Annotated in this window: 13 protein-coding genes; 7 read left to right on the forward strand and 6 right to left on the reverse strand. The window is 72.3% G+C overall.

Going from position 1 to position 14,185, the window contains the following annotated elements; genetic code table 11:
* Positions 1-148 precede the first annotated feature (148 nt).
* From lptF to rsmA, 6 genes are all read left to right on the forward strand, one after another.
* A complete protein-coding gene (gene lptF, locus DFP88_RS12235; protein ID WP_245904807.1) occupies positions 149-1,276 on the forward strand; it encodes an LPS export ABC transporter permease LptF in 1,128 nt (375 codons plus the stop codon).
* Entirely contained in the window at positions 1,273-2,364 is a 1,092-nt protein-coding gene (lptG, locus tag DFP88_RS12240) for an LPS export ABC transporter permease LptG (RefSeq protein ID WP_110814956.1), read from the forward strand. Before lptF ends, lptG begins: the two co-directional genes overlap by 4 nt.
* On the forward strand, positions 2,364-4,487 hold the full coding sequence (locus DFP88_RS12245; RefSeq protein ID WP_110814958.1) for an LPS-assembly protein LptD: 2,124 nt from the start codon (positions 2,364-2,366) through the stop codon (positions 4,485-4,487). Before lptG ends, DFP88_RS12245 begins: the two co-directional genes overlap by 1 nt.
* A gap of 68 nt (positions 4,488-4,555) precedes the next feature.
* On the forward strand, positions 4,556-5,749 hold the full coding sequence (locus DFP88_RS12250; protein WP_245904808.1) for a peptidylprolyl isomerase: 1,194 nt from the start codon (positions 4,556-4,558) through the stop codon (positions 5,747-5,749).
* The gene (gene pdxA / locus DFP88_RS12255; RefSeq protein WP_110814962.1) at positions 5,746-6,711 is read left to right on the forward strand and encodes a 4-hydroxythreonine-4-phosphate dehydrogenase PdxA; all 966 of its coding nucleotides are present in this window, start codon (positions 5,746-5,748) and stop codon (positions 6,709-6,711) included. The genes DFP88_RS12250 and pdxA overlap by 4 nt, the downstream gene beginning before the upstream one ends.
* 91 nt (positions 6,712-6,802) lie before the next feature.
* A complete protein-coding gene (gene rsmA, locus DFP88_RS12260) occupies positions 6,803-7,639 on the forward strand; it encodes a 16S rRNA (adenine(1518)-N(6)/adenine(1519)-N(6))-dimethyltransferase RsmA (protein WP_110814964.1) in 837 nt (278 codons plus the stop codon).
* A gap of 129 nt (positions 7,640-7,768) precedes the next feature.
* Here the strand turns inward: rsmA and DFP88_RS12265 are convergent, their stop codons facing one another.
* The 4 genes from DFP88_RS12265 to DFP88_RS12280 form a co-directional block, all read right to left on the reverse strand.
* Positions 7,769-8,569 (reverse strand): DUF4167 domain-containing protein, encoded by an 801-nt coding sequence (locus DFP88_RS12265; RefSeq protein WP_181418635.1) that lies wholly within the window; start codon positions 8,567-8,569, stop codon positions 7,769-7,771.
* Positions 8,570-8,808: 239 nt separating this feature from the next.
* Positions 8,809-9,672, reverse strand: coding sequence for a peptide chain release factor N(5)-glutamine methyltransferase (gene prmC, locus DFP88_RS12270; RefSeq protein WP_110814966.1), 864 nt, complete (start codon positions 9,670-9,672; stop codon positions 8,809-8,811).
* On the reverse strand, positions 9,669-10,721 hold the full coding sequence (prfA, locus tag DFP88_RS12275) for a peptide chain release factor 1 (protein WP_110814968.1): 1,053 nt from the start codon (positions 10,719-10,721) through the stop codon (positions 9,669-9,671). The genes prmC and prfA overlap by 4 nt, the downstream gene beginning before the upstream one ends.
* Positions 10,722-10,752: 31 nt before the next feature.
* The gene (locus DFP88_RS12280) at positions 10,753-11,238 is read right to left on the reverse strand and encodes a DUF1499 domain-containing protein (RefSeq protein WP_110814970.1); all 486 of its coding nucleotides are present in this window, start codon (positions 11,236-11,238) and stop codon (positions 10,753-10,755) included.
* Positions 11,239-11,354: 116 nt separating this feature from the next.
* On the opposite strand from DFP88_RS12280, the gene mazG reads away from it, so the two are divergent.
* On the forward strand, positions 11,355-12,179 hold the full coding sequence (gene mazG, locus DFP88_RS12285; RefSeq protein WP_110814972.1) for a nucleoside triphosphate pyrophosphohydrolase: 825 nt from the start codon (positions 11,355-11,357) through the stop codon (positions 12,177-12,179).
* An 86-nt stretch (positions 12,180-12,265) separates the two neighbouring features.
* Here mazG and htpX read toward each other — a convergent pair whose 3' ends face one another.
* Complete coding sequence (gene htpX / locus DFP88_RS12290) at positions 12,266-13,201, reverse strand: zinc metalloprotease HtpX (RefSeq protein WP_110814974.1); 936 nt, start codon at positions 13,199-13,201, stop codon at positions 12,266-12,268.
* Between the two features lie 58 nt (positions 13,202-13,259).
* Positions 13,260-14,096 carry an SDR family NAD(P)-dependent oxidoreductase gene (locus DFP88_RS12295; protein WP_110814976.1) on the reverse strand — a complete coding sequence of 279 codons (837 nt, stop codon included), beginning with the start codon at positions 14,094-14,096 and terminating at the stop codon, positions 13,260-13,262.
* Positions 14,097-14,185 lie beyond the last annotated feature (89 nt).

The following is a 14,185-nucleotide window of genomic DNA, read 5'->3' on the forward strand; positions in this document are numbered from 1 at the left end:
GCCCCCTTCTTCTCTTTGAAAATATCCCGGGGGTCCGGGGGCTGGCCCCCGGATGCCGAAGGCGTCAGCAGGGGCCGCCTTCCCCCGCCCGCGCCCATCGGCTAGGGTCTCGCGCGACCCCGCCCGTCATCTCCGAAAGGCCCCCCGCTTGGCGCGATTCGACAGATACATGCTGTCGCAGCTGATGATGCTGTTCGGCTTCTTCGCGCTGGTGCTGGTGCTGATCTACTGGATCAACCGCGCCGTGGTGCTGTTCGACGACCTGATCTCGAACGGGCAGACGGCGCTGGTCTTTCTCGAGTTCACGCTGCTGGCGCTGCCGGTGCTTATCCGCATCGTGCTGCCGATCGCCGCCTTCGCCGCCAGTCTTTACGTCACCAACCGCCTCACCTCCGACTCAGAGCTGACGGTGATGCGCGCCTGCGGCGCCTCGCCGATGCGGCTGGCCCGGCCGGTCATCGCATTCGGGCTGATCGTCACCGCCATGGTCATGATACTGACCAATATCCTCGCCCCGGCGGCGGCGCATCGCCTGGCCCTGCGCCAGGGCCAGATCGCAGAGACCGCGACCGCCTCCCTCCTGCAGGAGGGGCGCTTCGTCACCCCGGCCGAGGGGGTGACGCTCTATATCCGCGACGTGACCCCGGAGGGAGAGCTGCTGGGCCTGCTGATCTCGGATGCCCGGAGCGCGCGAGAGACGATGACCTATACCGCCGGGCGCGCCTACCTCGTGCGGACCGAGGCGGGCCCGCAGCTGGTGATGCTGGACGGCGCGGCGCAGCGGCTGTCCTCCGGGACGGGCCGCCTCTCGGTCACCGCCTTCGAGGAGCTCGCCTACGACCTCGGCCCGCTGCTGCCCACCGCCAGCACGCACGAGCGCCGCCCGCGCGAGCTGGCGACGCGCGATCTGCTCTTTCCCAGTGCCGCGATCCTGGCAGAGACCGGGCGCGACAAGGGGCAGCTCGTGCTCGAGGGGCACGAGCGCTTCGCCGAGGCGGCGCTGGCGCTGGTCACCGCGATCCTCGGCTTCTCGACGCTGATGACGGGGGGCTTCAGCCGCTTCGGCATCTGGCGCCAGATCATCGCCGCGCTGCTGCTGATCGCGCTGGTCAAGGGGCTGGAATCCACGGTCGCCGGCGCCGTGCGCGCCGATCCCGCGCGCTGGGCGCTGGTCTACCTGCCGGCGGCGACGGGCCTCGTCATCGCCACCGCCCAGCTGGCCTGGGCCGGGCGCCGGCGGCGCCCCCGGCTGGCCCTGAAAGGCACGGCGGCATGATCCTGCAGCTTTACGTCGCGCGGCGCTTCCTCTTCACCTTCCTCGCTCTCTTCGCCGTCTTCTTCGGCCTGATGACCCTGATCGAGATGCTCGAGGCCGCGCGCCGCTTCGGCGATGACGGCGCCGGGCTGCGGCAGATCATGCCGCTGGCGTTGTTGCATGTGCCGGGCGAGATCTACGGCGTGCTGCCGCTGATCGTGATCCTCTCGGCGATCACGCTCTTTCTCGGCCTCGCCCGCTCCTCCGAGCTGGTGGTGGCCCGGGCGGCGGGACGCTCGGCGCTGCGGGTGCTGGTCGCGCCCATCGTGGTGACCGGGCTGATCGGCGCAGTGGTGCTGGCCGCCTTCAATCCCATCGTCGCCGCGACGGGGCGCGAATACGAGCGCCGCGCCGACGATGTCGCGGGCCGGGCCAGCACCCTCGCCCTCTCCGAAGGCGGGCTCTGGCTGCGGCAGGGCGGCCCCGAGGGGCAGGTCGTGATCCACGCGGGCGGCAGCAACCTCGACGGCACGCGCCTGACCGGCGCCAGCTTCCTCGTCTACGGCGAGGCGGGCGCGCCGGAGCGGCGGATCGAGGCCGAGGAGGCCCGGCTCGAGCCCGGTCACTGGCGCCTGACGGGGGCCAAGAGCTGGCCACTGACCGTGGCCAACCCCGAGGCCGAGGCCCGAAGCGCGCCCGAGATGATGCTGCCTTCGGAGCTGACGCCCGAGGGGATCCGCGACAGCTTCGGCGATCCCTCAGCGGTCCCGGTCTGGGAGCTTCCGGCCTTCATCGCGCAGCTGCGCGCCGCCGGTTTCACCGCGCAGCGCCACGCGGTGCACCTGCAGATGGAGCTCGCGCTTCCGGCGCTCCTGATCGCGATGGTGATGATCGCCGCCGCCTTCACCCTGCGCCACCAGAGGGGCCAGCGCACCGGCGTCATGGTGCTGACCGCCGTGTTGCTGGGCTTTGCCCTCTATTTCCTGCGCAACCTCGCGCGGGTGCTGGGCGAGACCGGACAGGTCGCCGCCCCGCTGGCGGCCTGGACGCCGCCCCTCGTCGCGATCCTGCTGGCCTTGGGCCTGCTTCTACACCTGGAGGATGGCTGATGCGCCGCCGCCTGCTGGCCCTCTGCGCCGCCCTCGGCCTGCCGCTCCTGGGCGCCCTGCCCGCCGCCGCGCAGATGACCGCGACCCTCGCCGCCGACAGCCTCAGCGTGACCGGCGGCAGCCTGCTGACCGCGACGGGCAGCGTCGAGGCAGTCTATGACGGCACCCGGCTGACCGCGCAGCGCCTGACCTTCGACCGCGAGGCCAATGGCGGCGCGGGGCGGCTGACCGTCGAGGGCCCGATCCTGATCCGCACGCCGCGCGGCGACATCTTCACCGCCGATCAGGCGCAGCTCGACCCGCAGCTTCAGAACGGGCTGCTGCGCGGCGCGCGGCTGGTGCTGGACCGGCAGCTTCAGCTTGCCGCGAGCCGGATCGACAGGGTCGACGGGCGGCTGACCGCCCTGACCCGCGCCCGCGCCACCGCCTGCCGCGTCTGCGACGGCGGCCCGCCCCTGTGGGAAATCCGCGCGGATCAGATCGTTCACGACGAAGAGGCGCAGCAGCTTTATTTCGATGATGCCAGCCTGCGCGTGGCCGGCCTGCCGCTTCTCTGGCTGCCGCGCCTGCGCCTGCCGGACCCGACGCTCTCGCGCGCCACCGGGCTTCTGGTGCCCGAAGTCCGCAGCTCCAGCCAACTGGGGTTCGGGCTGCGCCTGCCCTATTACATCCGCCTCGGCGAGCGGCGTGACCTGACACTGACGCCCTGGCTCGCGCGCCATGCCGACAGCCTGGGCCTGCGGTACCGCCAGTCTTGGGCGGGCGGCTGGCTGCGCCTGACCGGCGCGGCCAGCGAGGACGACCTGCAGGAAGGGCCGCGCGGCTACCTTCTTGGCGAGGGGCTTTTAGCCCTGGGCGACGGCTGGCGGCTGGGCTTCGACCTCGAGCTGGCCTCGGACAACGCCTACCTGTCGGACTACGGCATATCCGAGGCCGACCGGCTGGATTCGCGCCTGCGCCTGTCGCGCGTCCAGGCCGACCGCCTGGCGCTGGCGCAGGTCAGCTTCTTCCAGACCCTGCGCGAGGACGAGGCGACGGGCAGCCTGCCCCCCGTGCTGGCGCAGAGCCGCTGGGAAAGCGTGCAGGCCCTTGGCGGCGGGCGGCTGCGGCTGCAGCTTTCGGGCGATGCGCTGTGGCGCACGGAAGCGGGCCGCGGCGAGGCGGCCCGCGATGTCGCCCGCGCCGGCGGAAGCGCCGACTGGCGCCGCGATTGGGTGCTGGGGCCCGGCCTTCTGGCCGAAACTGCCCTACGCGCCGGCCTCGACGCCTATGGCGTGACGGACGATCCGGCCTTCCCGGACCGGCTGGCCCGGCTGCGCGGGGACGGCACCGCGACGCTGCGCTGGCCGCTTCGGCGCGCGACGGCAGCCGGCGGCGCCGATGTGATCGAGCCCTTGGTGCAGCTGGGCTGGTCGGACCACCTCGGCCAGACCCCGCCGAACGAGGACAGCCGCCTGGTGGAATTCGACGAGGCGAACCTCGGCCTTCTCGACCGGCTGCCGGGCGAGGATCTGACGGAAGAGGGCCTGCGCCTGACGCTGGGCGGATCCTGGACCCACATGTCCCCCGCCGGATGGTCCACCACCACGACGCTGGGCCGCATCCTGCGCGACCGCGCGCAGCCCGGCTTCTCGGCGACTTCCGGGCTGGGGGGGCGCAGCTCGGACTGGCTGCTGGCGGGGCAGATCCTGCTGCAGGACGGCTTCGCCCTGACCGGACGCAGCACCTTCGACAGCGCCTTCGACCTGAGCCGGGCGGAGGCGCGTGTCGATTGGGACGGCAGCCGCGTCGGCCTGGCCGCCGCCTATGTCTGGCTGACCCGCGATCCCGCCGAAAGCCGGGACGAGACCGTCTCGGAATGGAACGTCGAGGCCGACTGGCGCCTGACCGAGCGCTGGAGCCTCGCCGCCGAGACGCGCTACGACATCGCCGCCGACCGCGCCAGCCGCGCCGGTCTGGGCGTGACCTGGCGCACCGATTGCGCCACGGTGGACCTTTCCGCGACGCGTCGCTACACCTCGAACAGGGATATCGCGCCGTCCACGGATCTCGGCCTATCGGTCACGCTCAGCGGGTTCTCCGCCGGGCGCGAGGCGGCGCCCACGGCAGCACAATGCTACTGACGGCAACAGTTCAGAGCGAGACGAGGCAGGCGTTGAAGACCCTTAGCACTTCCCGATTCCGCGGCGCGGTGGCGGCCCTCGCCCTGGCGGCCATGGCGCCTGCCGCGGCCAGCGCCCAGAGCGCCTTTTCCCCGGCCATCACCGTCGATGGCGCGGCGATCACCTACTGGGAGATCGACCAGCGCGTCCGCCTGCTGCAGGCCTTCAACACGCCCGGCGACCTGCGCGAGGTCGCGCGCCAGCAGCTGGTCGAGGAGCGGCTGAAGGGCGCCGAGCTCGAGCGGCAGGGCCTGACCCTCGACGAGGCGGGCCTGCGCGAGGCGCAGGAGGAATTCGCCGGCCGCGCCAACCTGACGCTGGAGCAATTCCGCGCGCAGCTGTCGCAGGACGGCATCGCGCCCGAGGCCTTTCGCGACTACGTCTCGATCAACCTGGCCTGGCGCGATTACATCCGCGCCCGCTTCGGCCCGCAGACCAGCGCGAGCGAAGAAGACATCCTGCGACAGGCGATGCGTCCCGATCCCGGCCAGTCGACCGAGCTTCTGCTGAGCGAGATCATCATCGCCACGCCGCCGCAGATGCCGCCCGAGATCCGGGTGCGGGCACGCGAGGTCTCGCAGCAGATCGCGGCGATCACCAGCGCCGATGAATTCTCGGAGGCCGCGCGCCAGGTCTCGGCCCTGCCGAGCCGCGAGGACGGCGGGCGGCTGGGCTGGGTGCCGGTGGCGAACTACCCCGCCCCCATCGTCGAGCAGATCCTCGAGCTGTCGCCGGGCCAGGTGACGCAGCCGATCCAGATCCCCAACGGCATCGCCCTGTTCCAGCTGCGCGGCCAGCGCGAAGTCGATTCCTCGCCCGCGATCGTCGAGATCGACTATGCCGCCTTCGCCATCCCCGGCCCGCTCGAGGCCGCGCAGGAGGCCGCAGGCGCCGTCGCCGGCCGCGTCGATGTCTGCGACGATCTTTACGGCGTGGCGCAGGGCCTGCCGCCCGAGCGGCTGGTCCGTGAAGCCGTCGCCCCCGCCGCCCTGCCGGACGGCTATGCCGCCGCCATGGCGCCGCTCGACGGGAACGAATACACGCTGCTGCCCCGCGCCGATGGCGGCCTGACCTTCCTGATGCTCTGTGCCCGCCGCCCCGCAGCCGTCGCCAGCGGCGACGCGCAGGAGCTCGACAGCCTGCTGCGCGGCGCGCAGCTTCAGCGTTACGACGAGATCCTGCTGGCCGAGCTTCGGGCCCAGGCGATCATCACCGGCGAATGAAGCCCGTCGTCATCAGCTGCGGCGAACCCGCCGGCATCGGCCCCGAGATCGCGGTCTCCGCCTGGGCGGCGCTGCGGCAGGAGATGCCGCTGCTCTGGATCGGCGATCCGGCGCATCTGCCCGAGGGCACGCCCTGGCGCGCCGTCGAAGGCCCCGGCGAGGCCGCCGCCGTCACGCCCGAGGCGCTGCCGGTGCTGGCCCGCGACTTCGGCACGCCGCGCCGCCCCGGCCATGCCGACCCGGCCCATGCCCCCAAGGTGATCGACGCGATCCGCGAGGGCGCCGCGCTGGCGCAGGCGGGCGAGGTCGCCGGGCTATGCACCGCGCCGATCAATAAGGCGGCGCTGAAGGCCGGGGCGGGCTTCGGCTTTCCGGGCCATACCGAGTACCTCGCCGCGCTGGCGGGGGTGGAGCGGGTGGTGATGATGCTGGCCGGCGAGGGCCTGCGCGTGGTGCCGGTCACCATCCATATCCCGCTTTCCGAGGTGCCGGGCACGCTGACGCCGGAGCTGCTGGAAGAGACGCTGCGCATCACCCATGCCGCCCTGATGCGCGATTTTGGCCTGCCCGCCCCCCGCATCGCCGTCTCGGGCCTGAACCCCCACGCCGGCGAAGAGGGGCAGATGGGCCATGAGGAGACCCTTGTCATCACCCCGGTGCTGGAGCGTCTCCGCGCCGAGGGGCTGACCCTGACCGGGCCGCTGCCGGCGGACACGATGTTCCACCCCGCCGCCCGCGCCCGCTACGACGTGGCGGTCTGCATGTACCACGACCAGGCGCTGGTGCCGATCAAGACGGTGGATTTCGCCGGCGGGGTCAACGTGACGCTGGGGCTGCCCTTCGTGCGCACCTCGCCCGACCACGGGACCGCCTATGACATCGCGGGCACGGGCCGCGCGGATGCGACCTCGATGATCGCGGCGCTGCGGCTGGCCGCGACGATGGCCGAGGCGCGGGGATGATCCGGCGGGAGCCCGGTCTCGGGGGGCATCGAGCCCCCCTCGCCCGGCCGGCCCCTGCGGGTCCGGGCGCCATCGCGGAAGGACGGGCCTGATGGCAACGATCGACGGGCTGCCGCCGCTGCGCGCGGTGATCGGCACTCATGGGCTGTCGGCGCGCAAGGCGCTGGGGCAGAACTTCCTGCTGGACTTGAACCTGACGGCGAAGATCGCCCGCTCTGCCGGTGCGCTGGAGGGGCACGATGTGCTCGAGGTGGGGCCCGGCCCCGGCGGGCTGACGCGCGGGCTGCTGGCCGAGGGCGCGCGCCGGGTGCTGGCGGTCGAGAAGGACCCGCGCTGCCTGCCCGCGCTCGAGGAGATCGCGCAGGCCTATCCCGGCCGGCTGGAGGTCGTGCAGGGCGATGCGCTGGCGGGCGACATGCTCGCGCGCCTCGAGCCGCCGATCCGCATCGTCGCCAACCTGCCCTACAACGTCGGCACGGAGCTTCTGGTGCGCTGGCTGACGCCGCAGGTCTGGCCGCCGCGCTGGAGCACGCTGACGCTGATGTTCCAGCGCGAGGTGGCGGAGCGCATCGTGGCGCGGCCCGGCAGCAAGGCCTATGGGCGCCTCGCGCTGCTGGCGCAGTGGCGCACCGAGGCGCGCATCGTCATGAGCCTGCCGCCAGAGGCCTTTACCCCGCCGCCCAAGATCAGCTCGGCCGTGGTGCATTTCACCGCCCTGCCCGAGCCGCGCTACCCCGCCGATCCCAAGGTGCTCGAGCGGGTGGTCGCCATGGCCTTCAACCAGCGGCGCAAGATGCTGCGCGCGGCGCTGAAGGGCCTCGGCCCGGATATCGAGGACCGGCTACTGGCCGCCGGGATCCCGCCGACCGCGCGGGCCGAGGAGATCGACCTGGAGCGCTTCTGCGCCCTGGCGCGCAGCCTGGGCTGACACCGCCTGCCGCACAAGACAATGGCCGCCCCCTTGGGAGGGACGGCCAGATGCCGGGATCATCGAAGACCGAAGAGGCGTGAGGCTGCCGTGCCCTGGCGCCACCCCGAAGGGTGGCGCCGGGCGGGGTTACTCTGCCGCTTCCTGAGGCGTGTCGCCCTTGGAGGCGCCGCCTTCCTCGCCCGCGGCCTTGCGCGGGGCGCGGGGCTTGCGCGGGCGCTTGGGCTTTTCGCCCTCGGCGCGGCTTTCCGGGGTCTCGACGAGGCCGCTCTGATCAGCCTCGCCGCTTTCGCCTTGCTCCCCCTGCGGGGCGGCGGCGCGGGGCGTGCGGGTCCGGCGGCGCGGCTTGGGCGCAGGCTCGCCCTCGGGCTGCGAGGCCTCGGAGGCGGCACCCTCGCCGCGCGGAGCGGCGTCGCGGTCGTCGGAGCCGCCCTGCCCGCGATCCTGCTGGCCCCGGTCCTGCTGACCGCGATCCTGGCCCCGGTCTTGACCGGAAGCGCGATGATCGGCGGCTTGGCCGTCGTCGCGGCCGTGATCCCGCTGCCGGTCCTGACGACCGCTGTTCTGGCCGTCGTCGCCGTCGGACTGACCGTCCTTCTGGCGCTGCGGCCGCTCGCGGTCGCGCTCTGCCTGCCGCTCGCGATTCTGCTGCTCCGCCTCTTCGCGGCGCTGCTCGACCTCGCGGTTGGCCTCGGCCAGCATGCGCAGGTAATGCTCCGCGTGCTGGGCGTGGTTCTCGGCATTCACCCGGTCACCGGCGAGCGTCGCGTCGCGGTGCATCTGGGTGTATTTCTCGATGATCTGCTGGGGCGTCCCGCGAACCTTGCCGTCCGGGCCCGAGCTGTCGAACACCCGGTTGACGATATTGCCGCCCGAGGGACGGTTGTTGCGGTTCTTGTTGCCCCGCGACCGTGACTTCGATGATCTCATGGAATTTCTTCGTTGAGGCCTGCTCGGCGTTGCGCTTTCGCCAGATGCTGGGTTGCCCCTGCGCGGCACCGCCGCTGCGAGTCTGGGTCCCGAAAATGGTCTGGCGGCGTCTCGGGCCGCGGGAATGGACAGCGGCAGCGCCGCCGGTCTCCCTGCCCGGTGGCTAGGAGTAAGCACGCGGCGGCGCCGTTTTCAAGCGCTTTCTCGAAAAGCACCGCCCGAACGGGCGTGAAACCGCCCTAGCGCCGGGTCAAAGGGGCCGCGAAGGCCGCCACGCGGTCGCGTCCGTCCAAGTCGGGCAGCAGCCGCCCGCCCGCAAGACCGGCCGCCGCGCCCAGCGCCAGCACGTCAGGCCCCTGCCCCAGCCCAAGCTCCAGCAGCAGCCTGCCGCCGGGCGCCATCAGCCGCGGCGCCTGCGCGAGGATCGCGCGGTAGGCGCCCAGCCCGTCGCCGCCGTCGGTCAGCGCCCCGCGCGGCTCCCAGTCGCGCACCTCGGGCGAGAGGCCGGCCATCTCGCCCAGCGCGATATAGGGCGGGTTCGAGGTGATCAGGTCGAAGCCCCCCGTGACGCCCTCGGCCCAGTCGCCCTGCAGGATCGTCGCGCGATCCGTCAGGCCCAGCGCCTCGGCATTGGCCTCGGCCACGGCGCAGGCGGCCGCCGAGAGGTCGATGCCGATGCCGCTGGCGCCCGGCGTCTCGGCCAGCAGGGTCAGCAGGATGCATCCCGTTCCTGTCCCGAGGTCGAGCAGGCTCGAGAAGGGCGCCGAAAGCGCCGCCTCGACCAGCGCCTCGGTCTCGGGGCGCGGATCGAGCGTATCGGCGGTGACGCGGAAGTCGCGGCCGTAGAAGGCCCGGCGTCCGGTCAGATGCGAGATGGGCTCGCGCGCGCAGCGGCGGTCGACCAGCCCCTCGAAGGCGGCGAGGCGCTCCGCGTCCAGTGGCTCCGGCAGGACCAGCATCAGCCGTCCGGGCGGGATGCCCAGCGCATGGGCCAGCAGGCGGCGCCCGTCGCCCGGCGCACCGGGCACACCCGCCTCGGTCAGCCGCGCCACGGCCCGCACCAGCGCCGCGGCCCCGGTGACGGGGCCGGAGGGCAGGCTCATGCCTCGACCTCGGCCAGAAGCGCGGCCTGCGCCTCGGCGGTCAGCGCGTCGATGATCTCGTCGAGATCGCCGGCCAGCACGGCATCCAGCCGGTAGAGCGTGAGGTTGATGCGGTGATCGGTCAGCCGCCCCTGCGGGAAGTTGTAGGTGCGGATGCGTTCCGACCTGTCGCCGCTGCCAACCTGCGCCCGCCGGTCGGCCGAGCGTTCGCCATCGACGCGGCTGCGCTCGAGATCGAAGAGACGCGAGCGCAGCACCTCCATCGCCAGCTCGCGGTTGCGGTGCTGCGACTTCTGGCTCGAGGTGACGACGATCCCGCTGGGGATATGGGTGATCCGCACGGCCGAATCGGTGGTGTTCACGTGCTGCCCGCCAGCGCCGCTGGCGCGCATGGTGTCGATGCGGATGTCGCCCGGCGCGATCTCGATATCGACGGCCTCGGCCTCGGGCAGCACGGCGACGGTGGCGGCGGAGGTATGGATGCGCCCGCCGCTTTCGGTTTCGGGCACGCGCTGGACACGGTGCACGCCGCTTTCGTACTTCAGCCGGGCGAAGACGCCGTCGCCGTTGACGCGGATCACGGCCTCCTTGAGGCCGCCAAGCTCGGTCGCCTGCTCCTCGATCACCTCCCAGCGGTAGCCGCGCGCCTCGGCGTAGCGCTGGTACATGCGCATGAGATCGGCGGCGAAGAGCGCGGCCTCGTCGCCCCCCGTGCCGGGGCGGATCTCGATCATCGCGGGGCGGGCGTCGGCGGCATCCTTGGGCAGGAGGGCCAGCCGCAGCGCGGCCTCGGCCTCCTCCAGGCGGCGGCGCAGCTGCGGCAGCTCGTCCTCGGCGAGGGCGCGCATGTCGGGTTCGGCGAGCATGGCCTCGGCCTCGGCGATCTCGGTGCTGAGGCGGGCATGGGCCCGCGCCGTCTCCACCACGGGCCGCAACTCGCTGTATTCGCGCGAGAGGGCGGCGTAATCGGCGCCGGCGCCGGTGGCCATCTTCGCTTCGAGAAACTCGAAGCGGCCGGCAATCTGGTCAAGCTTGTCCTGGGCAATCATTGCGCGGATCTGGTCGATCCCCGCGCGCGGGTCAAGGCTGCACGGGCGCCGCGCCGCGTCCCAGGCCGAGCGCGGCGAGCCAGCGCTCAACCCGTCCGCGGTTCACGCCCATGTCGCTGGCGCCGAAGCGGTTGCGGGCCCAGATCGCCAGCGTCGCGCCGCCCGGCGCGGGCAGCGCCTGAACGGTCGTGTAATCGGGGAAGCCCATCAGCCTGCTGCGGCTGACGTAGGTGACGCGGTTCTCGTCCACGCTGCCGAAAAGGCGCTGCGTCGCGGGATCCTCGACCACGACCCTGTCGAAACGCGCCAGCAGGTCGTGCGGCGTGCCGGCATAGACCGGGGCCGCGGCATTGCCCCCCTCGGGCCGCACGAGCCAGCCCCCCTCGCGCGGCGGGCGGGGGGCCGTTTCGGGCATCGCGGCCTCGTGCCAGACCGCGGGGTCCGAGGGCGCGAGGCGGATCCAGGCGGCAGTCCCGAGGCAGCCGGCCAGGGCGCCGACGGCGAGCGTTTTGATCATGGTCGTCTCCACTTCCTGCACCTAGAAACAGATGGCGGCGGCCCCTGTTCCGCCCCTGCACTGGACTTGGCCGCGCAGCTATGCTCCGCCTCGGGCGGCAGCAACGGGGGGCCTTCATGACCGAAATCCACGACAGTACCGGCGGCGCGCCCGAGCAGATCGCCCGCCTGGCCGAGATCATGCGCCGCCTGCGCGACCCCGAGACGGGCTGCGCCTGGGACGTCGCGCAGGACTTCGCCTCCATCGCGCCCTACACCATCGAAGAGGCCTACGAGGTCGCCGATGCGATCGAGCGGCAGGCCTGGGACGAACTGCCGGGCGAGCTGGGGGATTTGCTGCTGCAGGCGGTCTTCCACGCGCAGATGGCCTCCGAGGCGGGGATGTTCGACCTGGCGGATGTCGCGCGCAGCGTGGCCGACAAGATGGTCGCCCGGCACCCGCATGTCTTCGGGGATGAGGACGGCAATCGCACCCCCGGCGAGCAGGTCCAGGCCTGGGAGGCGATCAAGGCCGCCGAGCGGGCCGGCCGGGCCGAGGGCGGCACCCTCGACGGCGTGGCCCTTGGACTGCCGGCGCTGCTGCGCGCGGCCAAGCTGCAAAAGCGCGCCGCCCGCGTCGGCTTCGACTGGCCCGAGACCACGCAGGTCCTCGACAAGCTGCGCGAGGAGGCGGCGGAGCTGGTCGAGGCGCGCGAGACATTGAGCCAGGCCGAAGTCGAGGAGGAGATGGGCGATCTTCTCTTCACCATGGCCAACCTCGCCCGGCACCTCGGGATCGACCCCGAGGCGGCACTGCGCGGCGCCAATGCCAAGTTCACCCGCCGCTTCGCCGCCATCGAGGCAGGGCTGGCGCGGAGCGGGCGGCGTCCCGAGGAGTCGGACCTGCAGGAGATGGACGCGCTCTGGAACGAGGCGCGGGCGGCGGACAAGCGGGCGGGCTGAAGGGGACCTCGAGGCCCTTAAGCTGCGCTGGCGGTCAGCGCGGGGATTTGAGTATTTTTGAGCAACATGAAGGGGGGCGGCGCGCCTCAGCTCCAGGGGCCGGGGCGCGACCTTTGGGTTTGGGGCCTTTTTCCGCTGCGCGGGATGCGGCTGGTGGCGGGCTGCGGCGGTGCGGGTCTGTGGCCGCCCTCGGCGGCGAGGGCGCGCAGCGCGGCGACGCGATTCTCGGTATTTGGGTGGGTCGAGAAGAGCTTGTCGGCGCGCTGCCCGTTCAGCGGGTTGATGATGAACATATGCGCGGTGGCCGGGCTGCGCTCGGCCGCCGGGTTGTCGATGCGCGTGGCGAGGCCCTGGATGCGCTGCAGCGCCGAGGCGAGCGCGAGGGGCTGGCCGCAGATCTCGGCCCCCGCCTTGTCGGCGGCATATTCGCGGGTGCGGCTGATCGCCATCTGAACCAGCGCCGCCGCGAGGGGCGCGACGATCATCAGCGCCAGGCTGCCGATCAGGCCCGGCCCGCCCTCGCGCCGCCCGCCGAAGAACAGCGCGAAGTTCGCCAGCATGGAGATCGCGCCGGCGAAGGTGGCGGTGATCGTCATGATCAGCGTGTCGCGGTTGCGGATATGCGCCAGCTCATGCGCGACGACGCCCGCGACCTCCTCCTCGCTCAGGCTGCGCAGGAGCCCGCGCGTCACCGCGACGGCAGCATTTTGCGGGCCGCGCCCGGTGGCGAAGGCATTGGGCTGCTCCGTCTCGATCAGGTAGACCGCCGGCATCGGCAGGCCGGCTTTGCGGGCCAGCCGTTCGACCATGCGCGGCAGGCCGGAGGCATCACTCGGCGCGAGGGGCCGCGCATTGTGCATGCGCAGCACCATCTTGTCCGAGTTCCACCAGGAAAAGAGGTTCATCGCCGCCGCGAGGGCCAGTGCGATCAGCATCCCGCCGCTGCCGCCCAGGAGATAGCCCAGCCCCATGAAGAGGGCCGTCATCCCCGCCATCAGCATCGCAGTCTTAACGTATCCCATGGCCATCCTCGCCGGTTGATCCGGCAAGGAATATAGGTACGCCGCGCGGCGGGGGAAGTCAGCCGCGCGCCATGAAGGCCTTGAAGGCCTCGGCGTGGTCCGGGTGCCAGCGCGAGAGCGCCGGGCGGTTCTCGGTAATATCGCCCAGCGCCCAGGTCATCCGCTTCACATCCGTCTCGCGGCTGACGTCGTTGTCGGGGCAGAGGATGTAGAAGTCCTGCCGGTCCAGCGCCTGCATCATGAACGCCACGACCTCTTCGGGGGTCCAGGCGGCCTCGGGCTTCTCTGCCTGTCCGGCGGCGCGGGTGAGGCCGGTGAAGGTGAAGCCGGGGATCAGGAGGTGCGCAGTGATGCGCCCATCCGTGTCCAGCAGGTCATGGGCAAGGCTTTCGGTCAGCGCCTTCAGCCCGGCCTTGCTGGTGTTGTAGGCGGTATCGCCCGGCGGCAGGGTGATCCCCTGCTTGGAGCCGGTGTTGATGATGGCGCAGGGGTGATCGGCGGCGCGCATCTCGGGCAGGAAGGCCTGGATGCCGTAGAGCGGGCCGAAGAGGTTGGTGGCGATTGTCTCGCGCCAGGCAGCGGCCGGGGCGCCAAGCCCCTCCCCGCCCTGCCGCCCGGCATTGTTCATCAGCACGGAGACCGGGCCGAGGGCCGCGGCTTCGTCCGCGAGGGCCTGCACCTCGTCCTCCTTCGAGACGTCGGTGAGGACAGCCTGCACCGTCACGCCCTCTGCCAGCAGCGCCTCGGCCCCGGCGCCAAGCGCAGCGTCGTCCCGGTCGGCGATCACCACGCGCATGCCGGCGCGGCCCAGCGCCTGCGCGGCGGCAAGGCCGATGCCGCTTGCGCCGCCGGTGACGACAGCGACGTGATCGGGGCGAATGGCGGGGTGGGTCATCTGGATACTCCTGGGTCTTGCGCGCTGGCGGCAGCGCGGCGCAGCCTCCTGCTGTCGCCGCCCGGCTGCAAGGGCTTCGTCTCGAAACA

The organism is Pseudoroseicyclus aestuarii, assembly GCF_003217255.1.
Classification (GTDB): Bacteria; Pseudomonadota; Alphaproteobacteria; order Rhodobacterales; family Rhodobacteraceae; genus Pseudoroseicyclus; species Pseudoroseicyclus aestuarii.